The organism is Shewanella sp. DAU305 (genome assembly GCF_026802235.1).
GTDB lineage: Bacteria > Pseudomonadota > Gammaproteobacteria > Enterobacterales > Shewanellaceae > Shewanella > Shewanella baltica.
The window spans coordinates 149,763-175,771 of the sequence record NZ_CP113808.1 but is presented as its reverse complement, the minus strand read 5'-3'; the positions used below and the strand labels follow the sequence as shown (position 1 = coordinate 175,771).

Sequence of the window (26,009 nt, the reverse complement as noted above, 5' to 3'; positions counted from 1 at the left end):
TCTCCTCATCAAGTAGGTTAGGCTTTGCTGATTTGGCACAAGCTGGACTTAGTTTCTTGCATCTGAGTCACAACATCGTAGCCATAAGTTAAAATGGTGTTTGCCGATTCGCCTATCACGTAAGGCACTGTGCCTTCAGGATAGTTTTTCGCGAGGCTTTCGCCTTCAAACACACCAGCAAAGTGGTATGGCATAAAACATTCACCGGCAATAACACGCGGTGTCACCATAGCCTTAACCGTGATCTTGGCGCCTTCTGGGCCATGCACAAAGACATTGTCACCGTCACGCACGCCGCGATCCGCAGCATCCGCAGGGTTCATCTCGATGAACATTTCTTGTTGCAGCTCAGCAAGCCAAGGGTTAGAACGGGATTCTTCACCGCCGCCTTCGTATTCCACTAGACGACCAGAGGTCAGCGTCAGCGGGAAGCCTTGGGTAAAATCCTTATCTTGGATTGACTTATACAAGGTCGGCAGACGCGCAACCATACGGTCTTCGTACGTTGGGTACTTGGCGACTAAGTCACGACGAGGAGTGTAAAGTGGTTCGCGATGTTTCGGGATATCATCTGGGAAAGTCCAAACGATACAACGGGCTTTAGCGTTACCATAGGGAATACAGCCATGCTTGATCGCAACACGTTGAATGCCACCAGAAATATCTGTCTTCCAGTTTTTGCCTTCGGCGCGTTTTTTCTCTGCATCTGTGAGTTCATCCCACCAACCCAATTGCTTGAGCATGTCGGCGGAGAATTCAGGATAACCATCTTGAATCTCACTGCCTTTAGAGAAAGAACCTTCGGCAAGAATGTTGACGCCATCATGCTCAACACCGTAACGGGCGCGGAAGTTACCGCCACCGTCTTTCACGTGTTTTGATTGATCGTACAGGATCTGGGTACCAGGATGTTTCATCTCTGGTGTACCCCAACATGGCCAAGGTAAGCCATAGGTTTCACCTTTCGCAGGGCCGCCGGGAGCTTGTAAGCTGTTGACGTCGAAAGTACCCCAGTTTTCTTGGTGCATTTTCAAACGCTCAGGGCTTTGACCTGTGTAACCCACTGTCCACATACCGGTATTGAATTCGCGGGTCACATCTTCAATTAAAGGCTCATCGCCATTCACTTGAATGTGCTTACAAAATTCTTTTTCAACGCCCCATTTTTTAGCGAGCTTGTACATGATGATGTGGTCGGGCAGAGACTCAAACAGTGGTTCGATGACTTTAGTGCGCCATTGAATCGAACGGTTGGTTGCAGAAACCGAACCATAGGTTTCGAATTGCGTCGCCGCAGGCAATAGGTACACACCATCTTTACGTTGGTGCATGACACCTGCCATGGTTGGGAAAGGATCGACCACAACCACAGTATCCATCTTGTTCAATGCTTCACGCACTTCACGACCACGGGTTTCAGTGTTAACCGATTGTCCCCAGAAGAACGCCAGACGGATATTGTCTTTCTGCGCAATTTTGGTTTTATCTTCTAACACCCCATCGTGCCAGCGAGAGCAAGGAATACCGGTTGAGGTTTGTGGTGTTTGACCTAGGTATTCACCTTGGTCAAAACGACTGGCTACCCATTTAGGATCGAGATCCCATACATTGGACCAGTGAGCCCAAGCACCTGAAGTTAAGCCGTAGTAACCGGGTAAGTTGTCGAATAACAAACCAAAGTCAGTCGCGCCTTGCACGTTATCATGACCACGGAAGATGTTAGTCCCGCCACCAGAAACGCCCATGTTGCCAAGGGCTAACTGTAAAATACAGTATGAACGGGTGTTGGCATTACCGACGTGATGCTGAGTACCGCCCATACACCAAACGATAGTGCCGGGTTTCGTTTCGGCCATCATCTTAGCAACACGGTACATTTGCGCCTTAGGCACGCCTGCAACCAGTTCAACTTCTTCTGGGGTGTATTTTTTAGCTTCTTCGCGGATACGCTCGATGCCGTATACACGTTGCTTGATAAACTCTTTATCTTCCCAGCCGTTTTCAAAAATGTGCCATAACAGGCCATAAATGAAGGGGATATCTGTACCTGGACGGATATGCACGTACTCGTCAGATTTCGCTGCAGTACGGGTGAAACGTGGATCAACAACAATCACTTTCGCGCCGCGTTCTTTGGCGACCAGGATATGTTGCATTGCCACTGGGTGCGCTTCACTTGGGTTTGAACCCACAAACATGATGCACTTTGTATTACGAATATCGTTAATCGAGTTGGTTTGCGCACCGTAGCCCCAAGTGTTAGCAACACCGGCTACCGTGGTAGAGTGACAAATACGGGCTGAATGGTCGACGTTGTTCGTGCCCCACAGTGCCGCTAATTTGCGATATAAATAAGCTTGTTCGTTCGAAAACTTGGCGCTACCCATAAAGTAAACGGAATCTGGACCTGACTCTTGACGAATCGCTTCCATCTTGTCGCCGACTTCATTAATCGCTTGATCCCAAGAGATCTTTTTCCACTTGCCGCCTTCTAACTTCATTGGGTATTTCAGGCGTTTTTCACCGTGGCCGTGCTCACGCAGTGCCGCACCTTTCGCGCAGTGTCCGCCTTGGTTAAAGGGATGGTCAAATGCCGGTTCTTGACCTGTCCACACGCCGTTTTGTACTTCTGCATATACACCACAGCCGACGGCGCAGTGAGAACAGATGGTACGTTTAACTTCGGTGGGAACATTGTGGCCTATGTCTTCTTGGGCTTGTGCTTTACGCATCATGCCTGTGCCCAGCATGGACGCCGCAGCGATGCCACCTGTGGCAAGACCTGCCGATTTTAAGAACTGACGACGATTGAGACCCAGTGCTGGCGCTTTAGATTCGACAACCTGGTCTGTTTTGCGGGTTAATCGCATCACACACTCTCCTCTGGTTAGTTGTTCAACGACGCATAATAGTTACGGATATGGTCGGTTTCGCGGTAGTTCTCACTCTTAGGCTCTGTGGTTTCTGCCGTTTTTGTCGAAGCTAACGCCTGACTGCTCACGGTTACCACTGCGCCTGCCGCACTGCCGAGTGCCAATGCTTTGAGCAATTGACGACGGCCCATGTCGGAAGCTGGCTTCTTCATAGTGTCTCCTTGTGTTGCGGGATAAGATGGCACAAACGGCGACCACCTCGGTTATTGTGAAAGCCTAAGCTTTCGTTATTGTTGCGAAGGTGCGTGTGACTTCACCTTCGCTGTTTGAACTCATCTAGCATTGACATCTAGCGCGCACATGTCGCGCTATTATTAAGCTTAGTCTTAGTTCATTAATTCCACTGGTTTTGCTAAATCGCTGGTGGCCGGTTGTAGGTCGGCGCTGCCTGGGCAATTGACGGGAATATCTAAGCTCAATTGTTCAAAGGCACTGGCTTCCATTTCAAAGAAGGCTTTTGCCAACTGGGCTACAGTCGCGTAAAACGCAGCGCTGGGCGCCTTAGCTAAGTTGTCGCAGAAGCGGCCAATCCAACTGCCGATATGGCGTTGGTAAAAAGCCAGTTGGCGATAGCTCGGCGCTTCTAAAATCAGGGTTCCCATCACTTCACACAGGGCGGCTACATGATCTTCGGGTTCTTTGACATTGTCTTCGCGTTCAAATCCGAGTTGCATCAGGTCTTGGCGCAATAATGCCAGCGGTTTGTCCATTAAGGAGCCAGTCATAAACCAGCTGCCATAGGGCAGGATTTCACCAGAGCCCACGCCGAGGAATAGCGCAAAATACTCGTCTTCAAGCTGTTCATCGCTGAACTGCTGGGCGGCAAGTTGGAGTGATAACCAGGCTTTGGTCATCTCGTTGTCTTCATTGGCATCGATTTCAAGATTGGCCAAAAATTGCAGCAGTTCAGGACTCGGCTGACGGCGCAATAGGGCGGCTAACAGTTGATAGATATCGGCTCTCAACTGATCGTTTTCTGAAACTTGTCTTACTGATTCGGTCATAGCGGATCTCTTATCGCAGTTGCTTTTCAGGATCTTGAAGAATGTCTTCAAACATGTCTTTTACCCGGCAGTCGCCACACATTTTCAAGCGTTCAATATTGGCAGAAAATGCGCTGTGCGCGCCGACCATATCCAGCATCCGATGCACCATAGATTGGGTCGCAAAAGGAGAGCCGCAGCGAATACATTCGAAGGGGGCTTCTTCTTTCAGGGTGTGTTGCTGCTGACGAGCAGCTTTATCAAAATTAATTTGTGGCGTTAGGCTAATCACTTTTTCAGGACAGGCCGCTTCACATAAACCGCATTGCACGCAGTTTTGCTCAATAAAGTGTAGTGCAGGTTTGTCGCCGCCATCTTGCAATGCCACGGTTGGACAAATTGCCACGCAGGACATGCACATAGTGCACTTTTCGACATTCACGCTGACTTTGCCAAAGGGAATGTTGTTGAGGCTAAGGCAAGTATCGATTTCACCCGCTTGGCTATTGAGGTGATCTATCGCTTCAAATAGCGTATTGCGTTTAGTGGTTGAAGCAAATGCAGCGGGCACGATCACGGGCCAATCTAAGCTGATATCGAGCATCGCATCTAAATCGGCAAGCATGTTTGGGTCGATGAGGCTGATACGTTGCGGCTGACCCATCTCATCTAAAATACTATTGGCTAAAGAAAGTTCGCCTTTAAGCATTTGCGTAAGAGTTGGCGCCGTGGCGTCGGTATTAAGGATCAGCACTTGGCGTGCGCCCCATGCGAGTACCGACAGCCAATGATCTAAGCTGGCAACCGTAATTTCTTCTAAGGCGACGGGGATAATGTCACCCGCTAGATCGTCGGTGATAAAGTCGGCGCCGACGGCATTGTCGTGGAACAAAATCACCGGTGCGGTTTGGGCTTGCTCGCGGAAACGACTAACGACTTTGTTCAGATATGAATGTAAGGCCTGCGGCGTCGGTAAATCGTAACTGATGGCACCCGTTGGACAAGCGCTGGTACAACTGCCCGCGCCGTGGCAAAGGTATGGGTCGATTTCAATTTTCTTCGCAACGCTACTAATCGCATCGGCTGGGCAAAAGTTAAGGCAACGATTACAACCATTGATGCCATTGCGGTCATGGGCACAAATATCCGGGTTGATTTTGACGTAGCGAGGCTTATCGAATTGGCCGACAAGATCGGGAATTTGCGCGAGGGCATCTTCGAGTTTCTCAGTGTCTTGACCGACATAGAAATAACCGGGTGGCAGCATTTCTAAGTTCAAACAAGCTGTGCTGCTCAAATCGAGCACGATATCGAAATGGGGTTTACGAATCGACACTAAACTGAGTTCGGCCGCGCCATCTTGATGTTCAACACTCACTTGGAATTGGCCTAAAAAGCCTTTTACGCCAATGAGTTTGTTGTAGTAACTTTCGACATCGGTTGCCGCCTCCATCACACGCTCGAGGTGGGCTTCATCTTGGCTGGTAATGGCTTCGTTGGCTAAAATCACGCGATGGGCCATAGTGGACAATTTGTCCGCGGCAAGGCGAGCCAGATCTTCTGGGCCGATAATGAGGACATTGCCTTCGGTGGTGTAGCTGACGGTTGGCGGGATCAGATTCTGCAGCATCTGAGTTTGCGCTAACACCTGTTGCCGCGCTTGTTTTAACGCTTCTTGGGTTTGATTGGTCATCAAATGAGTGCTCACATTGCGTTCCTGAACAGTACTCTGGCTGTTTCTTGTTTTACTGTATCTGGGCAGATTTAGGCGGCTGGTAATAAGTAAGTCATTGCCTTTTCTGCTTTTATCTAAGCTTTTTTATGTCTTAGTACAGCAATTCACATACCAAAGTTACGGACATTAAAATTAGCTAAACTGACGTTAAACAACTCGGGTTTGGGCCTGAGCCGAGGGCTCTGGTGCATTTTGGGGTAGGTCATCAGTCTCCCCATCCAAATTGTCCGCTATCGGCTCTGCTGCCAATTCGGTGTCGACTTCTTGAGTCGTGGTTTCGCTTACATCAAGACTAGCGGATGGATTAGTTTCTGCAGCTTGTTTGGCTAAGGCTGACTCTTCATCCGGCGTTTCGCTGTCTTTGGTGATGTAGCGGAAGACTTTTTGTGCTAATTCTGCTGAAACTTCAGCGCTGAGTTTGGGCTGATTACTGTAATCGAGCGCATATTCCAAAAGCCCATCTATCTCGTTGAAATGCGGTTGTTTCCACAGCGCTCTCAGAGCCGCAGATTTCGCCGCCGGATCAACATTCGCGCCCATAAAACTCGCAAAGCTACCGCCAATTTCAATTTCGTCAGGATTAGGTAAATCCGCCGCCGTGAGCATGCGATTCGGATCGTCATGCTCGGCAGTATTGGACTTTAATGCGGGCTCTGTCGATTGAAGCGGCTCAACTGCCACAGTGGCTTCGGTCGCGATCGGCGCTTGAGGCGCGGCTGCTTGATTTTCTAGTGCTTGCTCAGCGGCAACTTGTTCGCGACGCTGGTTCCAGCGACTCAGTAGCCCAGCCGTTTTTTGCGTGGATTCAGCCATTAGTCCCTCCGAAGTGGATCGTGACTCGGGCCTTGATTCTTACGGCCATCGACATGTTTACGCCGATGGGCGGCGATTTCGACTTCGCCATGCTGGGTGATAAAGGCTTCAATCCAACAAGCGATAGCTTCTGGCATCAATAGGTTGATAACAGGGGTATTGCCCTCAAGACAACCAGCGGCGACGTTTTGATCTGCCGACAGTGCTGCGGGTATCCAAGTGCCATCGGCTGTTTCATCGCACACTAAATACAGCATAGCGTTGTCTACATCGAGATTGAGGCGATAGCTGGCGCGTTCGTCTTTGTGCAGTTCGAGGAGCACTAAGGTTGCGTCGTCTGGGGCTTGATGGGTGGCGGGAAGTAAGTGTTCAATTTCCCATTGTACTGAGGTCCAGCGGCCAACTTGTTTCTCTACTTTTTTAAGTGAAACGTACATGGGCCAAACATTCGTTGTATGTTGCATTGTCTCTCCGTCTCAGCCGTGTTGATGGACGAACCGTAGATCGAACGGATCGGTTTTACCAACAAATTGCGATAAAAGGTCACTGCAATATTGGTGCCAGTAAACATGGGGTATTAGTTTGAACTAGATCATCAAAAACCCTCTCGAAAGTGGACATTTTGTCCAATGCTGGGTTTTGTTTGGGACATAAAAGGGCTAATGAAAAATCAGCATTGCGGCAGATCACGCATTTAAACCCGAGTTTTATACCTAGGTATAAATATTGCTATGCTCAGGCCATGACTCGTTAAGCGGTAGCATTATGATTTCGGAAAACAGCATGGGCACAGATAAAGAAGTAGCGGCAGCTAACCCCACTCAGAAGCCTCATCATCAGTGTTCTTTTGTGAGAACCCAAGCGGAAGTACCGTTAACCATTGCCGTAAAAGCAGTGAATGAAGCTGGGGAAGTGCTAGATAAATTTGTCGCCTGCGAACGTCCACTTACCGTTTATTTAAACTGGCGTCCGATAGTGACGCTGATGACCCTAGGGGCAAAACCTGAGTCTCTGGCGTTAGGTTATCTTAAGAACCAAGGCTTTATTTCGGATGTGAGCCTGCTGGACTCTGTTATCGTCGATTGGGATGTGAGTTCTGCGGCTGTGGTTACCCGTGAACAAACCGCCGATCTCGACGAGAAACTCTCCGAAAAAACCGTGACGTCAGGCTGCGGTCAAGGCACGGTTTATGGCAGTTTCATGCAGGATCTAGATAACATCAATTTACCCACTCCGAATTTGAAGCAAAGCACGCTGTATAGCTTATTGAAAAATATCAACGAATATAACGAAACCTATAAGAATGCTGGCGCTGTGCATGGCTGTGGTTTGTGCGAAGACGACAAGATTATGGCCTTCGTTGAAGATGTGGGCCGCCATAATGCCGTCGATACCTTGGCTGGGGATATGTGGCTGACGCAGGATCGTGGCGATAACAAGATTTTCTATACCACAGGCCGCTTAACCTCTGAAATGGTGATTAAAGTCGCCAAGATGGGGATCCCCATTTTGCTATCACGTAGCGGCGTGACTCAGATGGGCTTAGCACTGGCGCAACAGTTAGGCATTACTATTATCGCCCGCGCTAAAGGTCGACACTTTTTGGTGTATCACGGCAGTGAAAATCTGCAATTTGATGCCAATACGGCTCCTTAGCCCCAAGTGAGCTAAGACAGTAATGCTAAGGCTTGCATGCAGTAATAAAGAATAAGACAAGGAAACAAGATGACGTCTGCCAGTGAATTGGTTTACATGAGCGCGAAGCAAGTGGCCGAGTATTTAGATCTTAACGAGAAAAAAGTCTACGCCATGGCCAATGACAGAATTCTCCCCGCCACTAAAATCACCGGTAAATGGCTATTCCCGAAAGTGTTAATCGACCGTTGGGTAATGGATTCGTGCCACAGTGGCATGCTTACCGACCGTTTATTGATCACCGGCAGCGACGATCCACTCTTATCTATGCTGGTGGCGCGCTTGATGGCACAAGTCGGTAGTCGTGAGTTGATAAGCTACAGCGCGACAGGTTCACGCTTAGGATTAGAGTTACTCGCTAAAGGTTATGCCGATGTGTGTACCTTACACTGGGGCAGCATGGAGGATCGCAATATCCGTCATCCAGCCTTACTTAAAGGGTATAACAATCATCAACAATGGATCATGGTGCACGGTTACTCCCGTCAACAAGGGTTGATCATGCGTGCCGATATGCACCACAGATGCCAAGAGGAAGATAAAGTCGTGAACTTACCTTGGCGTTGGGTGAGTCGTCAGGGCGGCGCGGGTAGCCAGCAACATTTAGAACATTGGTTGTTAAAGCAAGGCGCTCGCTTAGATCAGCTAAATGTCGTGCTGACGGCCTATAGTGAACGCGAGCTGGCAGGTTATATCGCCCGTGGTGATGCCGATATAGGTTTTGGCTGTCAATCTGTGGCATTGGAGAGTGGTTTGAGTTTCGTGCCACTGATAAAAGAGTCCTTCGATTTCGTTATGCCGCAAAGCATTTACTTCCGTCGTCAGCTTCAACAACTCTTTACCATGTTGGCGAGCGGCCACTCGAGGCAAATGGCGGCGCTACTGGGTGGCTATGATCTTACCGACTGTGGACAGTTACTCTGGAGTGCGAGCTAATCCGCTCTCTCGGTAATGGATCAAGCTGAATAGAGTCGAATGATCTCTGCCATACTTATGACAGTTACTTACACTGCTACTTATATAGCTAGTTACCTAATAAGTATTAAAGAGATCTCTCCCTGTCCCTGATTAAGTCATTTCGGCTTTCTATGGCGATGGGATGAAGGCTGCGACTATGACTATATAGCTAAAGTATCTTTATCGCCGAATGTGTTAGCGCGCCATCTATATTGCTCCCCGTTATATTCCATTAATTACTCTATATAAGTGAAGGAATGTAGTGGCACACTAATTTTGGCCACCTAAATAGAGGTGATATTATTACCTCGTAGATGACTTTAGGTGAACACATGAGATCGACAACCAGAAAAACATTTAGTGCTGAATTCAAACTTGAAGCAGCCCAATTAGTCCTCGATAAAAACCATAGCATCATCGAAGCTGCAAAGGCGATGAACGTAGGTAAGTCCACTATGGATAAATGGGTGAGACAGTTAAAACTAGAACGCCAGGGTGGCACACCAAAAGCATCTCCGATTACCCCAGAACAAATTGAAATCCGTGAACTGAAGAAACAAATAGCGCGTCTTGAGGAGCATAATCTAATCCTAAAAAAGGCTACCGCTCTCTTGATGTCAGACTCGATGAACAATTTACGCTGATCAGCGCACTCAAGCAGAGCCACTCTATTCTCACAATTTGTAATGCATTCAAAGTGCATCGAAGTAGCTATAAATATTGGCTAAAAAGAAAAGAACATATCGATGCTGATTTTACAATTTTATGCAGTGAAGTGAAGGCCGCGCATCGTATTAGTCATGGCTCTGCCGGTGCTCGAACGATAGCGCAATTAGTGACTAACAAAGGGATCTGTCTCAGTCGTTATCGAGCCCGTAATCTAATGAAAAAGCTTGGGTTATTGAGCTGTCAGCAGCCTAAACATTCTTATAGGAAAGCTGCACAAGAGCATGTAGCGATCCCGAATACGCTTAATCGACAGTTTGCCGTAACTCAACCAGATCAAGTGTGGTGTGGCGATGTGACGTATGTTTGGGTCGGTAATCGTTGGGCATATTTAGCGGTTGTTCTAGACCTGTTTTCCCGTAAACCTGTTGGGTGGGCTTTGTCATTATCACCTGACAGCGAGCTGACCTGTAAAGCCTTGAAAATGGCATTTGAGTTAAGGGGGAAACCTGAGAATGTGATTTATCACAGCGATCAAGGTTCACATTACACAAGCTTGAAATTCAGACAATTAATATGGCGTCTTCAGATTGAGCAAAGTATGAGTCGCCGCGGGAATTGTTGGGATAACGCACCAATGGAGCGTTTCTTTAGAAGTTTGAAATCTGAGTGGATACCCGCCAGTGGTTATGGGAATTTTACAGAAGCAGATAAAGAGATCACAAATTACATCACTGGATATTACAGTGAGACCAGACCCCATCAATATAATGGTGGGTTAACGCCAAATGAGTCAGAACGTTTATATTGGAATGACTCTAAAACCGTGGCCAATTTTACTTGACCACTACAGAATGAGATATTTCGGTTCGAGCAGTCGTTATCCTTATCTAAAATTTATAGAATCTATGCGTAAATCTCTTCGCCTTGATGTAGTACATCCTCAAAATATGAGGTAGAACTGCAGAGAAAACGCTATTTTGTGGATAACTTTGGGGGTAAGTGGTGGGTATCTTGTGGCTAGTTTAGATAATCAGAATTAACTGCAAATTTCCTTAAAAAAGGGGTTGCGCACTTTCTCAATCTCCCTATAATGCGCATCCACTGACACGGCAGACAGCGAAAGCAAGCTGGCGAGTTAAGTTGAATTGAATGGCTTACTCTCTGTTGAGAATGGCACTTAATTCAATCGCAGCAAGAAGTTGAAAAAACTCCTTGACGCGAAACGGGAAATGCGTAGAATACGCAGCCCTAGCCACCTGGAAGCGTTCGGCGCTCAGTGTGGTACTCAAGTCCTCTTACGGATATTGAGTTGCTCTTTAACAAGATAAAACAAGAAATCTGTGTGGACACTCACAGGTGTTGAGTTAATCGAAACTGCTTAACCTTCGGGTTGGCAGTCAAAAATTTAAATCAATGTAACAATGAGTGTTCATAGCAATATGTACAGTTTGTTTTAGCCCTTCTTTTATAAGGAGTGCGAAAAACAAAAAAATCAGAATTCATTGAGCCGCTGAAGTCGCAAGACCGAAGCAACAAAACTTTAATTGAAGAGTTTGATCATGGCTCAGATTGAACGCTGGCGGCAGGCCTAACACATGCAAGTCGAGCGGCAGCGGGAAGATAGCTTGCTATCTTTGCCGGCGAGCGGCGGACGGGTGAGTAATGCCTAGGGATCTGCCCAGTCGAGGGGGATAACAGTTGGAAACGACTGCTAATACCGCATACGCCCTACGGGGGAAAGGAGGGGACCTTCGGGCCTTCCGCGATTGGATGAACCTAGGTGGGATTAGCTAGTTGGTGAGGTAATGGCTCACCAAGGCGACGATCCCTAGCTGTTCTGAGAGGATGATCAGCCACACTGGGACTGAGACACGGCCCAGACTCCTACGGGAGGCAGCAGTGGGGAATATTGCACAATGGGGGAAACCCTGATGCAGCCATGCCGCGTGTGTGAAGAAGGCCTTCGGGTTGTAAAGCACTTTCAGTAGGGAGGAAAGGTAGCAGCTTAATACGCTGTTGCTGTGACGTTACCTACAGAAGAAGGACCGGCTAACTCCGTGCCAGCAGCCGCGGTAATACGGAGGGTCCGAGCGTTAATCGGAATTACTGGGCGTAAAGCGTGCGCAGGCGGTTTGTTAAGCGAGATGTGAAAGCCCCGGGCTCAACCTGGGAATTGCATTTCGAACTGGCGAACTAGAGTCTTGTAGAGGGGGGTAGAATTCCAGGTGTAGCGGTGAAATGCGTAGAGATCTGGAGGAATACCGGTGGCGAAGGCGGCCCCCTGGACAAAGACTGACGCTCAGGCACGAAAGCGTGGGGAGCAAACAGGATTAGATACCCTGGTAGTCCACGCCGTAAACGATGTCTACTCGGAGTTTGGTGTCTTGAACACTGGGCTCTCAAGCTAACGCATTAAGTAGACCGCCTGGGGAGTACGGCCGCAAGGTTAAAACTCAAATGAATTGACGGGGGCCCGCACAAGCGGTGGAGCATGTGGTTTAATTCGATGCAACGCGAAGAACCTTACCTACTCTTGACATCCACGGAATTCGCTAGAGATAGCTTAGTGCCTTCGGGAACCGTGAGACAGGTGCTGCATGGCTGTCGTCAGCTCGTGTTGTGAAATGTTGGGTTAAGTCCCGCAACGAGCGCAACCCCTATCCTTATTTGCCAGCACGTAATGGTGGGAACTCTAGGGAGACTGCCGGTGATAAACCGGAGGAAGGTGGGGACGACGTCAAGTCATCATGGCCCTTACGAGTAGGGCTACACACGTGCTACAATGGCGAGTACAGAGGGTTGCAAAGCCGCGAGGTGGAGCTAATCTCACAAAGCTCGTCGTAGTCCGGATTGGAGTCTGCAACTCGACTCCATGAAGTCGGAATCGCTAGTAATCGTGGATCAGAATGCCACGGTGAATACGTTCCCGGGCCTTGTACACACCGCCCGTCACACCATGGGAGTGGGCTGCAAAAGAAGTGGGTAGCTTAACCTTCGGGGGGGCGCTCACCACTTTGTGGTTCATGACTGGGGTGAAGTCGTAACAAGGTAGCCCTAGGGGAACCTGGGGCTGGATCACCTCCTTACCTATACGACTAACTTAATGTTTGTTGAGTGTTCACACAGATTGCTTGTTTATCTTCTCTTAGGAGAAGTCAGAGCTGAATGCGCCGCTAGCCGGTACGCATTGTTCTTTAACAATTTGGAAAGCTGATAGTATGTAACGTGATGATGTCTGTCGTCATGTTACTTACAAACCGATGTAAACGTGGAAACGTTTGCATCATGAGTTCTCAAACACTTTATTAAGTGTCTTGAATATTCAAAAAGTAAATTATTCTTTATTGAATAGTTTACGTCTAAGGCGCGTCCACTTCTTTGGTCAGAAGTGAGACAAGTAAAACCAAGCTGGTCGCAATGCGACTCAGGTGAGTGAAACTCATTTGGGTTGTATGGTTAAGCGACTAAGCGTATACGGTGGATGCCTTGGCAGTCAGAGGCGATGAAGGACGTAGTAACTTGCGAAAAGCGTTGGCGAGCTAGTAACAAGCATTTGAGCTAACGATGTCCGAATGGGGGAACCCAGCAGCATAAGCTGTTATCGCAACATGAATACATAGTGTTGCGAGGCGAACCCGGGGAACTGAAACATCTAAGTACCCGGAGGAAAAGAAATCAACCGAGATTCCCCTAGTAGCGGCGAGCGAACGGGGATTAGCCCTTAAGTCAGTGGGGTGTTAGTGGAATGTGTTGGAAAGCACAGCGGCACAGGGTGATAGCCCCGTACATGAAAACTAACCATTGATGAAAACGAGTAAGGCGGGACACGTGACATCCTGTTTGAATATGGGGGGACCATCCTCCAAGGCTAAATACTCCTGACTGACCGATAGTGAACCAGTACCGTGAGGGAAAGGCGAAAAGAACCCCTGTGAGGGGAGTGAAATAGAACCTGAAACCGTATACGTACAAGCAGTGGGAGCGGTTCTTGAGACCGTGACTGCGTACCTTTTGTATAATGGGTCAGCGACTTACATTTTGTAGCGAGGTTAAGCGAATAGCGGAGCCGTAGGGAAACCGAGTGTTAACTGCGCGTTTAGTTGCAAGGTGTAGACCCGAAACCCGGTGATCTAGCCATGGGCAGGTTGAAGGTTGAGTAACATCAACTGGAGGACCGAACCGACTAATGTTGAAAAATTAGCGGATGACTTGTGGCTGGGGGTGAAAGGCCAATCAAACCGGGAGATATCTGGTTCTCCTCGAAAGCTATTTAGGTAGCGCCTCGAGCGAATACCATTGGGGGTAGAGCACTGTTAAGGCTAGGGGGTCATCCCGACTTACCAACCCTTTGCAAACTCCGAATACCAATGAGTACTACTCGGGAGACAGACGGCGGGTGCTAACGTCCGTCGTCAAAAGGGAAACAACCCAGACCGTCAGCTAAGGTCCCAAAGTACTAGCTAAGTGGGAAACGATGTGGGAAGGCTTAGACAGCTAGGATGTTGGCTTAGAAGCAGCCATCATTTAAAGAAAGCGTAATAGCTCACTAGTCGAGTCGGCCTGCGCGGAAGATGTAACGGGGCTAAGCTAGTCACCGAAGCTACGGGTGCATTTCATTAGAGATGCGCGGTAGAGGAGCGTTCTGTAAGCCGTTGAAGGTGAAGGGGTAACCCACGCTGGAGGTATCAGAAGTGCGAATGCTGACATGAGTAACGATAAAGGGGGTGAAAAACCCCCTCGCCGAAAGACCAAGGGTTCCTGTCCAACGTTAATCGGGGCAGGGTGAGTCGACCCCTAAGGTGAGGCCGAAAGGCGTAATCGATGGGAAACAGATTAATATTTCTGTACTTCCGCTAACTGCGATGGAGAGACGGAGAAGGCTAGGCTAGCGCGGCGTTGGTAGTCCGCGTTTAAGGTGGTAGGTTGATTTCTTAGGCAAATCCGGGGAATCGCACTTTAGTGTGCAGACTGAGAGCTGATGACGAGGTCCTAAGGGACTGAAGTAGTTGATGCCATGCTTCCAGGAAAATCTTCTAAGCTTCAGGTTAGTGGGAATCGTACCCCAAACCGACACAGGTGGTCGGGTAGAGAATACCAAGGCGCTTGAGAGAACTCGGCTGAAGGAACTAGGCAAAATGGTACCGTAACTTCGGGAGAAGGTACGCTCCTGTTGGTGATGAGACTTGCTCTCTAAGCTGACGGGAGTCGCAGATACCAGGTGGCTGCAACTGTTTATCAAAAACACAGCACTGTGCAAACTCGCAAGAGGAAGTATACGGTGTGACGCCTGCCCGGTGCCGGAAGGTTAATTGATTGGGTTATCGCAAGAGAAGCTCATGATCGAAGCCCCGGTAAACGGCGGCCGTAACTATAACGGTCCTAAGGTAGCGAAATTCCTTGTCGGGTAAGTTCCGACCTGCACGAATGGCGTAATGATGGCCACGCTGTCTCCAGCCGAGACTCAGTGAAGTTGAAATTGCGGTGAAGATGCCGTATACCCGCGGCTAGACGGAAAGACCCCGTGAACCTTTACTATAGCTTGGCACTGAACATTGAACCTACATGTGTAGGATAGGTGGGAGACTTTGAAGTTGTGACGCTAGTCATGATGGAGTCGTCCTTGAAATACCACCCTTGTAGTTTTGATGTTCTAACCTAGGTCCCTTATCGGGATTAGGGACAGTGCCTGGTGGGTAGTTTGACTGGGGCGGTCTCCTCCCAAAGAGTAACGGAGGAGCACGAAGGTTGGCTAAGTACGGTCGGACATCGTACGGTTAGTGCAATGGCATAAGCCAGCTTAACTGCGAGACATACACGTCGAGCAGGTACGAAAGTAGGTCATAGTGATCCGGTGGTTCTGAATGGAAGGGCCATCGCTCAACGGATAAAAGGTACTCCGGGGATAACAGGCTGATACCGCCCAAGAGTTCATATCGACGGCGGTGTTTGGCACCTCGATGTCGGCTCATCACATCCTGGGGCTGAAGTCGGTCCCAAGGGTATGGCTGTTCGCCATTTAAAGTGGTACGCGAGCTGGGTTCAGAACGTCGTGAGACAGTTCGGTCCCTATCTGCCGTGGGCGTTGGATGATTGAAGGGAGCTGCTCCTAGTACGAGAGGACCGGAGTGGACGAACCGCTGGTGTTCGGGTTGTCATGCCAATGGCATTGCCCGGTAGCTACGTTCGGAATCGATAACCGCTGAAAGCATCTAAGCGGGAAGCGAGCCCTAAGATGAGTCATCCCTAGGAATTTAATTCCTCTAAAGAGCCGTTCGAGACTAGGACGTTGATAGGCATGGTGTGTAAGCGTTGTGAGGCGTTGAGCTAACATGTACTAATGACTCGAGAGGCTTAACCATACAACCCAGATGGGTTTTACTGAAAGCCTTAGACAGAATATCGACACTTGATGAAGTGTGAACTCAAACAAAGCAAATCAGCTTTCCGAATTATTATTAACGTGGTCCAGAGATGGACACGGTAATAAACAGAATTTGCTTGGTGACAATAGCCTTGTGGAACCACCTGATCCCATCCCGAACTCAGAAGTGAAACGCAAACGCGCCGATGGTAGTGTGGGGTCTCCCCATGTGAGAGTAGGTCATCGCCAAGCGCCTAATTATATCATTGAGATGTAACGAAGCCAGCTGAATAAGCTGGCTTTTTTGCGTCTGCAATTTGTGAAATTCAGCCTAGTTTGTCCTCAATTTATTAATTTATCTTCAATTTTCTCTCTACAATTACCTTCTATCACGCTCCACGATATTAATAATTCGTGCCGCTTGGCTTTTATTTCAGCAGTTATTCTGACAATGCTTCGATTTCGCTACAGCGATCTGAGTTCTAGATCGCGCCTAGCTATTGCTATTAGTTAAGCGGTTACTTACCTTATGATTTAATTTGTTGGGGTAGATAAGGATCTGAGATGAAGTTAGAGATGATTTGTACTGGGGAAGAGGTGTTGGCGGGACAGATTGTTGATACCAACGCCGCTTGGTTTGCCAGTACTATGATGGAGCATGGTGTCGAGATCCAGCGTCGAGTGACTGTCGGCGATCGCCTCGAGGATTTGATTGCAGTTTTCCAAGAACGTAGCTTACATGCCGATGTTATTTTGGTTAATGGTGGTCTCGGGCCGACGAGTGACGACATGTCAGCTTTAGCGATGGCGAAGGCTAAGGGCGAACCATTGGTTGAGAATACGGAGTGGCGTGAGCGTTTAGAAGACTGGTTTACCCGTAATAACCGTGAAATGCCTTTAAGTAATCTCAAGCAAGCTATGCTGCCAGCCTCAGCTGTGATGGTTGATAACCCTGTGGGAACCGCCTGTGGCTTTAGAGTTAAGCTTAACCGCGCGTGGTTATTCTTTACACCGGGCGTGCCTTTTGAGCTTAAGCACATGGTTACAGAGCAGTTTGTGCCTTTTATTCGCGATGAGTTTAATCTTGATTCCAAGGTCGCATTAAAGAAATTATTAACGATAGGCCAAGGTGAGTCGGCGTTGGCGGATAAGTTAGAGCCATTAGAGCTGCCAGAAGGCATTACTATTGGTTACCGTTCTTCTATGCCGCATATTGAGATTAAGATTTTTGCCCGTGGCGAGAAGGCGATAGCGGTATTACCTCGAGTCGCTGGGCACATCAAAATGGTGCTGGGCACTGCGGTAGTCGCGGAAGACAAAGCCACTCTTGCCGAAGAAATTCATTATAAGTTACTCAACTCCGGCTTGACCTTAAGTGTTGCAGAATCCTGCACTGGCGGCATGATCACCAGTCAGTTAGTTGATTTCCCTGGTAGTTCATCTTACTTACAGCACGGATTAGTGACTTACAGTAATGAATCTAAAGTTCGCGTGTTAGGTGTTAATCCTTCAACATTAGATGATCATGGCGCTGTCTCCATTGCGACTGTGGAAGAAATGGCAAAGGGGGCAAGGCAAATATTGGACAGTGACTATGCGCTGGCAACCAGTGGTATTGCGGGACCCGATGGTGGCACAGACGAGAAGCCTGTGGGCACTGTGGCGATTGCCTTAGCAACTCGCGGCGGTGTTTATAGCCAGATGATTAAACTGCCACGACGTTCGCGGGATCTGGTGCGTAGTTTAAGTGCTGCGGTGGCTTACGATATGTTAAGACGTGAGCTTTTAGCTGAAGCCGTGATTGTCGATTACCAGTCGATTGGGCGATTCAGCAAGTAACTTTTTATACAAGCTTGAAGATTATACAAGCTTAAATATTATACAATTTTTAAGGTTTATTGGTTTACGTCAGTTTAAACGTATTAACAAAAAATGCTCCCGAGGGAGCATTTTTTATGGCGGATGATCCACAAAATAATCGGTTATTTCGTGAATTTAAGCACTAATTTGCCAGGGGCGACTTGAATACTTTCAGTCATCTTCGCCATCAGTGCTTGGTTACTGTCCTTAGTATCAAGCACATACACAGGCTGGTTTTCTAAGAATTGTCTTAGATAACCCATCACCTGCGGTGTGGCACTGCTAATCGCCTTTTCAATATCTTTTGGTGTTAACTCCACTTTGACTAATTCGAGCTGGCGCAGATAGACACTATGCGTTGCGCTGTCATACCAAGGCTTGGCCTCAAAAGTCGTCGTGAGTTTGGCACTCAATGGAAAGATTGGATTCTTAATTGATACTTGAGTTGCGGCACTTACGCTCATAGTGTCAGGTTTTACACCTAGCTTGACACTGATGTCGTTAATGCGCACTTCTGCGCCAACTAATTGATTGCCTTGTTTAATCTCAAAATGGATCTCTTTACTGAGGTACTGCTCCATTTCGTGCTCGCTGATACTGTACTGCGAGACGCAGCCGCCAAGCAGTACAGTCAGTCCCAAGCAAATCGTGCGGGAAAGTTTTTTCATTAACCAGTGTTTCTCATTCCCGCTGCCACACCTGCAATAGTCAGCATTAGCGCTAGCTGCACATGTTCAGACGCGGGAGTTTCGGTTGTTTCCTTACGTGTCCGCGCTAATAGCTCAGTTTGTAAGAAGTTTAATGGATCGATATACGGATTTCGCAGTTTTACTGACTCGCGATTCCACGGCGTATGCGCCATTAAGCTATCTGATTTTGTCAGTTCAAGCACGACTTTAATGCCCAGATCTAAGCGTTGGCGCAAGGTTTCGCCTAAGTGATGTAAGTCTTTCGGTACTAAACAGGTTTCGTAGTAGCGGGCTAAATTAGGTTCCGCCTTGGCGTAGACCATTTCTAGCATTGAAATGCGAGTGCTGAAGAAAGGCCATTCCCGTTCCATCTCTTGTAATAAGCCCATTTCACCGCGTTCACAGGCGGCTTGTAGCGCTTCACCGGCGCCAAGCCATGCAGGTAACATCAAACGGTTTTGCGACCAAGCAAAAATCCACGGAATTGCCCGTAGGCTTTCAATCCCACCATCGACACGACGTTTAGCTGGGCGGCTGCCGAGTGGCAGTTTTCCTAATTCCACTTCTGGCGTTGCCGCGCGGAAATAAGCCACAAAATCAGGTTCATCACGCACTATGCCACGGTAAGCACCCACGGATTCTTCAGCGATACGTTGCATGCAATCGCGCCATTCTTGTTTAGGTTCTGGCGGTGGTAGTAGGGTCGCTTCCAATACGGCAGAGGTATACAAGGCTAAGCTTTGAACCGCGAGTTTTGGCAAGCCAAACTTGAAGCGGATCATTTCGCCCTGCTCAGTGACACGAATACGGCCATCTACCGACCCCGGAGGTTGGGATAGAATCGCTTTGTGTGCAGGACCGCCCCCGCGACCAATGCTGCCGCCACGACCATGGAATAGTGTGAGCTTGACGCCCGCTTGTTTACAGACCGCCACTAACTGCTCTTGAGCGTGATACTGAGCCCAAGCCGCCGCCATTACGCCGGCATCTTTAGCAGAGTCAGAGTAGCCAATCATCACTTCTTGCATACCCTTGGTGTAACCACGATACCAGTCGATATCGAGTAAATCGGTAATACAGGCTGCGGCGTTGTTTAAGTCGCTTAGGGTTTCAAATAGCGGCACCACGCGCATTGGGTGCGAACAGCCCGTTTCTTTGAGTAACAGTAAAACCGTTAAGACATCCGATGGCTTACCCGCCATCGAAATCACATAGGATCCGAGCGCTTTAGCCGGATGTTTAGCAATTAAACGGCAGGTATTAAGCACTTCGGCCACATCGGCTGACGGCTGCCAGTTGCTTGGGATCAGTGGACGACGGTTGCTGAGTTCGCGTAATAGGAAAGCTTGCTTCTCGGTTTCATCCCAATGGTTGAAATCACCCATGCCGAGATAGCGAGTTAATTCGGCGAGCACATCGCTGTGACGGCTGGCGTCTTGGCGAATGTCGAGTCTGAGCATGTGAATGCCAAAACAGGCGAGACGACGGAGAATATCAAGTACTAGACCGTTGGCTATTAAGCGCATACCGCAGTCGGTCAAACTCTTATAAAGCATTTCTAACGGCGCTTTGAGATCGCTTTCTTGCCAAATCAGGCTCGACTTATCGACTTCAGGATTGTGGCCTTCGATGCGCGCATTTAAATAATCTATGGTGTCACGCAGTCTTTGCCGAATAGATCGCAACACGTGGCGGTATGGCTCGCAGCTGTTGTTGGTGTAAGCCTTTAACTCATCATTGGCTTCTTCCATCGACAGCTCGCCAACCAGTAGGACTATGTCTTTTAGAAATAATCTGGCGGCGGCATGGCGGTTGCGATCGAGCACCTCTTGGGTGACCTTCGCGGTAACAAAGGGGTTGCCGTCGCGATCGCCGCCCATCCAGCTTGAAAAACGCACTGGCGCGATATCAATCGGTAATTGTTGACCCGTGCGTTGTTGCACTTGGTCGTTAAGCTGTCTTAAGAAGTCTGGCACCGCATGCCAAAGTGACTCTTCAATGGTCGATAATCCCCAGCGGGCTTCATCAACAGGTGTTGGGCGCTCACGGCGGATCTCATTGGTGTGCCAGATTTGCGCGATCAATTGGCGCAGGCGCAGACTGATTTGCTGACGCTCTCTATCTGATAATTGGTCGTTTTCTTGCTCAGTTAAGCAGTCGACAATGGCGGCGTACTTTTGGATCAGGGTGCGACGGGAAATTTCAGTGGGATGCGCTGTCAGCACTAGATCGATATCCAGTGTCTTAAGGCAGTCGAGCATTTTCGTTTGGTCTACACGGCCATTTAACATGCGGCCTAGCAGCTGTTCCACGGGATCTGGTACGCAGACGAGTTCGTCGCAGTTGCGGCTAATGGTATGAAATTGTTCAGATAAATTAGCTAAGTTGAGGAACTGGTTAAATGCCTTTGCAAACGGAACTAATTCTTCGTCTGGCAGGGCGGTGAGTAACTCGAGCATTTGCTCTCTAGCGGCTTGATCGCCCCGGCGTGAATCTTTAGCAAGTTTACGGATCTGTTCAACCTTCTCGAGAAAAGAGTCCCCGAGGTGGGTGCGCATAGTGTCACCGAGGATTTGTCCTAACATACTCACGTTCGATCTTAATGACGCATACATATCGGTCATATTGTCTGCCTTGGTTACAACCATAGTTACTCCGAATAGAAAAACATGAAAATTCCGCATTGCATTTAGCCCGTTAGCACAATACCTATCACTTGGGGCAATGGTCAACAGAAGAACTTATAACTTATACGACTGGCTTATCTAATATGCAACTAATCGCAATGATCGTTGAGGAATATTCAATATAAATGCGAAGCTACGCAATATTTTGTGATGATTAGCGTAAGTGAATATGAAGTGCATCATTTTCGGCTTTGCAGGCATGTATCTTAGCTGTTAATAAAAAGGACTGATTTTGGCGCAAATTAACCCTAGATAACTGAGTTATTAACGAGTTAGCTGAACGGTTGATAGGCGGGCGAGATCTGCATTCCAATAAGAAATATAAAAATAAATTAAAAATATATATTCACATATATTGCATAAGTAGATCTTTGTGGTAGTCTAGCCTGCAGTTGAGATGAGTCACCCCCTGTGACCTGTAGAGTAAATATCATGATTCAGAGCATTAACCTGACAGTGAATAAAATAACAACCAATTACGATTTCCTGCGACGATAATCTTGTCATCATAGATACGCGCAGTTGCGTGTACGCTATTCATCTATTCTTTAAGTTTCTTTGATTCGGTTAATAAGACAACAACACATGAAAAATATCGCCATTATTGGTGCCAGTGGTTACACAGGCGCACAACTGACCGCTTTAATCTATGCAGAAGCAGAACTGACGATTCAGGGTTTGTATGTTTCTGAAAACAGTTTAGATAAAGGTAAGCCTTTAGCGGATTTGTACCCTAGCTATAGCCATATCGCATTAACGCTGTCGCCATTGTCCGATGACGCTAAGGCAAAAATCGTTGCCGAAGCTGATGCCGTGGTGCTCGCGACTGAGCATTCAGTGAGCTTACATTTAGCCGCTTGGTTTTATAGCCAAGGGTTAGCGGTATTCGATTTAAGCGGTGCTTATCGTTTCAGCGATGTGGCGCAATATCCTAAGTGGTATGGCTTTGAGCATGAATATCCTGAAGTTTTAGCCAAAGCCGTGTACGGACTTGCCGAATGGAATGCTAAAGAAATCGCTGCGACTAAGATGATCGCCGTGCCAGGTTGTTATCCAACCGCATCACTTACAGCGTTAAAACCGCTGGCGAGTTTACTGACATCAGCTTATCCGGTGATCAATGCCGTGAGCGGCGTAACGGGTGCGGGTCGCAAAGCGCAGTTACACACCAGTTTTTGTGAAGTGAGCCTGACACCTTACGGCGTATTAGGCCACAGACATCAACCCGAGATCGCCACTCAGCTTGGTCAAGAAGTGATATTTACCCCGCACCTTGGCAACTTTAAGCGTGGCATTTTAGCGACTATTACCGTGCAGCTAAAACCAGGCACTACAACTGCCGATGTCGCTGCGGCCTATAGCGTGTATGACCAGGCGCCATTGGTAACCGTGAAGCACAATCAGTTCCCGAAAGTGGACGATGTGGTGCTGACACCTAACTGCCACTTAGGTTGGAAGTTTGATGAGAATAGCGGTTACTTAGTGGTCGCCAGTGCAATCGATAATTTGATGAAAGGTGCTGCCAGCCAAGCGCTGCAATGCATAAAGATTCATTTTAACCTTTAATTGTTCATCCTTATTTAAGAGAGTCGTCAAGATGTCTACAAACAACTCAGTATTAGTTCTTAAAGTGGGCGGCGCGCTGCTGCAATGTGAAATGGGGATGGCGCGGTTAATGGATACGGCTGCGGCTATGTTAGCCAATGGTCAGCAAGTGTTGATGGTACATGGCGGCGGCTGTTTAGTGGATGAACAGTTAGCGGCAAACGGTATGGAAACCGTCAAGTTAGATGGTTTACGTGTGACTCCACCTGAGCAAATGCCGATTATTGCTGGCGCACTTGCGGGCACTTCGAACAAGATCCTCCAAGGCGCTGCGACTAAAGCTGGGATTGTGAGTGTGGGCATGAGCCTCGCCGATGGCAATACTGTATCGGCAAAGATTAAAGATGAACGTTTAGGCCTAGTGGGCGAAGTGACACCAAAAGATGGCGCTTATCTTAAGTTTATCCTCGCCCAAGGTTGGATGCCGATTTGTAGCTCTATCGCCATGATGGACGATGGCCAAATGCTTAACGTCAATGCTGACCAAGCTGCGACGGCCTTAGCCAAATTAGTGGGCGGCAAGTTAGTGCTGCTGTCGGATGTGTCTGGTGTGCTCGATGGTAAAGGCCAGCTCATTCACAGTTTAAATGGCAAGCAGATAGCAGACCTTGTTAAACAAGGTGTGATCGAAAAGGGAATGAAGGTCAAAGTTGAAGCTGCGCTCGAAGTCGCACAGTGGATGGGGCAGGCGGTTCAAGTTGCCTCGTGGCGTGATGCAAGCCAATTAATCGCATTAGCAAAAGGTGAAGCCGTAGGAACACAAATCCAACCATAAGTGGAGTAGGTTATGAAGCATTTACTATCGATAAAAGAGTTAACCCAGCAGCAGTTACTCGATCTGATTGCCTTGGCAAAAACGATCAAAGCCAATCCGGCTGAGTATCGCCACGCGCTGGATGGCAAGAGTGTGGTGATGTTGTTTGAAAAGCCCTCGCTCAGAACACGCGTTAGCTTTGATATTGGTATTAATAAGCTCGGTGGCCACTGTTTATACCTAGACCAACAAAATGGTGCGCTAGGTCAACGGGAATCGGTTGCTGACTTTGCTGCTAACCTGTCTTGCTGGGCCGATGCGATTGTGGCGAGAACCTATTCGCACACCACCATTGAGCAATTAGCCGAGTGTGGCACAGTGCCCGTGATTAATGCTTTGTCGGATCTTTATCATCCTTGCCAAGCATTAGCCGATTTTTTAACACTGGCCGAGCAGTTTGAGGATGTCAGCAAAGCCAAATTAGCTTATGTTGGTGATGGTAATAATGTCACTAACTCGCTGATGTACTGTGCGGCTATTCTCGGTGCTACCATGACAGTGATCTGCCCAGCGGGTCACTTTCCTGATGGCTACGTAGTGGCAGAAGTGCAAGAGCTTGCTAAGCGATATGGCGGTAAGCTGGTACTGACTTCAGATATCGATGCGATTGAAGGTCACGATGCGATTTATACTGATACTTGGATTTCAATGGGCGATCCAACACCGCTGGCGGATATCAAAGCGAAGTTTGCGCCATACCAAGTAAACAAAGCCTTGATGACGAAAGCGGGCGCTAACTTCTTTATGCATTGTTTGCCCGCCCACCGTGGTGTAGAAGTAACAGATGAAGTGATGGACGGTGCAGGCTCCTTAATTCTGCAACAAGCCGAAAATCGGATGCATGCACAAAATGCGGTACTGGTAACCTTATTTAGTTAAATTAACCCTGTTTAGCAGCCTGTTTTCTCCTAGGTGAGAAACGAGTCATAGGAATTTAAGATGTCTATCGAGATAAAAAATACTGGCGTGAAAAAAGTGGTTTTAGCCTATTCAGGTGGTCTAGATACCTCGGCCATTATTCCTTGGTTAAAAGAAAACTACGATAACTGCGAAATCATCGCATTCTGCGCCGACGTTGGCCAAGGCGAAGAAGAGCTGGTTGGCTTGACTGAAAAAGCCTTAGCTTCGGGTGCGTCTGAGTGTCATATCGTCGACCTGAAAGAAGAATTCGTTAAAGAATATATCTACCCAACGATTGCGAGCGGGGCGATTTACGAAGGCACTTATTTACTCGGTACGTCAATGGCGCGTCCTATCATTGCCAAAGCACAGGTTGAAGTGGCCCGTAAAGTGGGCGCCGATGCTCTGTGCCACGGTTGTACCGGTAAAGGGAACGATCAAGTGCGTTTCGAAGGTTGTTTCGCTGCATTAGCGCCTGATTTAAAAGTGATTGCACCATGGCGTGAATGGACCATGCAGAGCCGTGAAGATCTACTGGCCTATTTAGCCGAACGTGACATTAAGACGTCAGCGTCAGCGACTAAAATCTATAGCCGTGATGCCAACGCTTTCCATATTTCCCATGAAGGTGGTGAGTTAGAAGATCCATGGAACGAGCCAAGCAAAGGTGTGTGGACTCTGACCGCCGATCCTGAAGATGCACCGAACAAGCCTGAATATGTGTCGCTAGAAGTAGAACATGGCCGTATCACGAAAGTGAATGGTGAAGCCCTAACGCCTTATGCTGCACTGATGACATTAAACGCGATTGCTGCACCACACGGTGTGGGTCGTATCGACATCACAGAAAACCGTTTAGTGGGCATGAAGTCTCGTGGCTGTTACGAAACTCCCGGCGGCACTGTGATGTTCGCTGCGCTGCGTGCGATTGAAGAGCTGGTACTCGACAAGACTAGCCGTAACTGGCGTGAGCAAGTTGCCGCACAAATGGCGCATTTAGTGTATGACGGCCGTTGGTTCACGCCACTGTGCAAGTCACTGTTGGCAGCATCTGAGTCACTGGCAGAATCAGTTAACGGTGAAGTCGTGGTTAAACTCTACAAAGGCCAAGCGACGGCAGTGAAGAAACGTTCACCTAATAGCTTGTACTCTGAAGCATTTGCCACCTTTGGTGAAGATCAAGTGTACGATCAAAAACATGCAGAAGGCTTTATCCGCCTGTACTCATTAGCGAGCCGCATCCGCGCACTCAACGCTAATGACGTTAAGTCTAAGTAATAGGTCGTTTAAAAGGGCGCCTAGCGCCCT

The 26,009-nt window shown here is 48.3% G+C and carries 16 protein-coding genes and 3 rRNA genes; 11 read left to right on the top strand and 8 right to left on the bottom strand.

What is annotated here, in order from left to right; translation table 11 throughout:
* Positions 1–17: 17 nt before the first annotated feature.
* From OX890_RS00715 to OX890_RS00690, 6 genes are all read right to left on the bottom strand, one after another.
* On the bottom strand, positions 18–2,870 hold the full coding sequence (locus OX890_RS00715; RefSeq protein WP_126493554.1) for a molybdopterin-dependent oxidoreductase: 2,853 nt from the start codon (positions 2,868–2,870) through the stop codon (positions 18–20).
* A 17-nt stretch (positions 2,871–2,887) separates the two neighbouring features.
* Positions 2,888–3,085 carry a twin-arginine translocation signal domain-containing protein gene (locus tag OX890_RS00710; RefSeq protein WP_006084528.1) on the bottom strand — a complete coding sequence of 66 codons (198 nt, stop codon included), beginning with the start codon at positions 3,083–3,085 and terminating at the stop codon, positions 2,888–2,890.
* 174 nt (positions 3,086–3,259) lie between these two features.
* The gene (locus OX890_RS00705; protein WP_012090496.1) at positions 3,260–3,937 is read right to left on the bottom strand and encodes a TorD/DmsD family molecular chaperone; all 678 of its coding nucleotides are present in this window, start codon (positions 3,935–3,937) and stop codon (positions 3,260–3,262) included.
* A 10-nt stretch (positions 3,938–3,947) separates the two neighbouring features.
* On the bottom strand, positions 3,948–5,609 hold the full coding sequence (locus OX890_RS00700) for a 4Fe-4S binding protein (RefSeq protein WP_172599643.1): 1,662 nt from the start codon (positions 5,607–5,609) through the stop codon (positions 3,948–3,950).
* A 189-nt stretch (positions 5,610–5,798) separates the two neighbouring features.
* The gene (locus tag OX890_RS00695) at positions 5,799–6,464 is read right to left on the bottom strand and encodes a DUF3306 domain-containing protein (RefSeq protein WP_268649922.1); all 666 of its coding nucleotides are present in this window, start codon (positions 6,462–6,464) and stop codon (positions 5,799–5,801) included.
* Positions 6,464–6,928: a DUF3305 domain-containing protein gene (locus OX890_RS00690; protein WP_006083560.1), complete on the bottom strand. Its 465-nt coding sequence runs from the start codon at positions 6,926–6,928 to the stop codon at positions 6,464–6,466. The genes OX890_RS00695 and OX890_RS00690 overlap by 1 nt, the downstream gene beginning before the upstream one ends.
* A 319-nt stretch (positions 6,929–7,247) precedes the next feature.
* Between OX890_RS00690 and OX890_RS00685 the strand changes: the two genes are divergently transcribed.
* The 7 genes from OX890_RS00685 (at position 7,248) to OX890_RS00655 (ending at position 17,985) form a co-directional block, all read left to right on the top strand.
* Entirely contained in the window at positions 7,248–8,120 is an 873-nt protein-coding gene (locus OX890_RS00685) for a formate dehydrogenase accessory sulfurtransferase FdhD (protein WP_126493094.1), read from the top strand.
* A gap of 69 nt (positions 8,121–8,189) precedes the next feature.
* Complete coding sequence (locus OX890_RS00680) at positions 8,190–9,095, top strand: helix-turn-helix transcriptional regulator (RefSeq protein ID WP_006083558.1); 906 nt, start codon at positions 8,190–8,192, stop codon at positions 9,093–9,095.
* A 353-nt stretch (positions 9,096–9,448) separates the two neighbouring features.
* A protein-coding gene (locus OX890_RS00675) for an IS3-like element ISSba5 family transposase (protein ID WP_086012240.1) occupies positions 9,449–10,626 on the top strand; the annotation gives its coding sequence in 2 pieces (ribosomal slippage) (positions 9,449–9,707 and positions 9,707–10,626; 1,179 coding nt in all).
* 700 nt (positions 10,627–11,326) lie between these two features.
* A 16S ribosomal RNA gene (locus OX890_RS00670) occupies positions 11,327–12,871 on the top strand.
* Between the two features lie 368 nt (positions 12,872–13,239).
* Positions 13,240–16,144 (top strand): 23S ribosomal RNA (locus OX890_RS00665).
* 138 nt (positions 16,145–16,282) lie between these two features.
* Positions 16,283–16,398, top strand: a 5S ribosomal RNA gene (gene rrf / locus OX890_RS00660).
* The 16S, 23S and 5S rRNA genes sit together here, the layout of an rRNA operon.
* A 312-nt stretch (positions 16,399–16,710) precedes the next feature.
* The gene (locus tag OX890_RS00655; protein ID WP_226060271.1) at positions 16,711–17,985 is read left to right on the top strand and encodes a CinA family nicotinamide mononucleotide deamidase-related protein; all 1,275 of its coding nucleotides are present in this window, start codon (positions 16,711–16,713) and stop codon (positions 17,983–17,985) included.
* 143 nt (positions 17,986–18,128) lie between these two features.
* On the opposite strand, the gene OX890_RS00650 is transcribed toward OX890_RS00655, so the two are convergent.
* Positions 18,129–18,674 carry a DUF1439 domain-containing protein gene (locus tag OX890_RS00650; RefSeq protein WP_268649921.1) on the bottom strand — a complete coding sequence of 182 codons (546 nt, stop codon included), beginning with the start codon at positions 18,672–18,674 and terminating at the stop codon, positions 18,129–18,131.
* A complete protein-coding gene (gene ppc / locus OX890_RS00645; RefSeq protein WP_268649920.1) occupies positions 18,674–21,343 on the bottom strand; it encodes a phosphoenolpyruvate carboxylase in 2,670 nt (889 codons plus the stop codon). The genes OX890_RS00650 and ppc overlap by 1 nt, the downstream gene beginning before the upstream one ends.
* 624 nt (positions 21,344–21,967) lie before the next feature.
* Between ppc and argC the strand changes: the two genes are divergently transcribed.
* From argC to OX890_RS00625, 4 genes are read left to right on the top strand one after another with little or no spacing between them, the layout of a single operon-like run.
* A complete protein-coding gene (argC, locus tag OX890_RS00640; RefSeq protein WP_126493086.1) occupies positions 21,968–22,948 on the top strand; it encodes an N-acetyl-gamma-glutamyl-phosphate reductase in 981 nt (326 codons plus the stop codon).
* Positions 22,949–22,979: 31 nt separating this feature from the next.
* Positions 22,980–23,762: an acetylglutamate kinase gene (gene argB / locus OX890_RS00635; RefSeq protein WP_006084516.1), complete on the top strand. Its 783-nt coding sequence runs from the start codon at positions 22,980–22,982 to the stop codon at positions 23,760–23,762.
* Positions 23,763–23,774: 12 nt separating this feature from the next.
* Positions 23,775–24,680: an ornithine carbamoyltransferase gene (locus OX890_RS00630; protein WP_259214576.1), complete on the top strand. Its 906-nt coding sequence runs from the start codon at positions 23,775–23,777 to the stop codon at positions 24,678–24,680.
* A 60-nt stretch (positions 24,681–24,740) separates the two neighbouring features.
* The gene (locus OX890_RS00625) at positions 24,741–25,979 is read left to right on the top strand and encodes an argininosuccinate synthase (RefSeq protein WP_006083550.1); all 1,239 of its coding nucleotides are present in this window, start codon (positions 24,741–24,743) and stop codon (positions 25,977–25,979) included.
* Positions 25,980–26,009 lie beyond the last annotated feature (30 nt).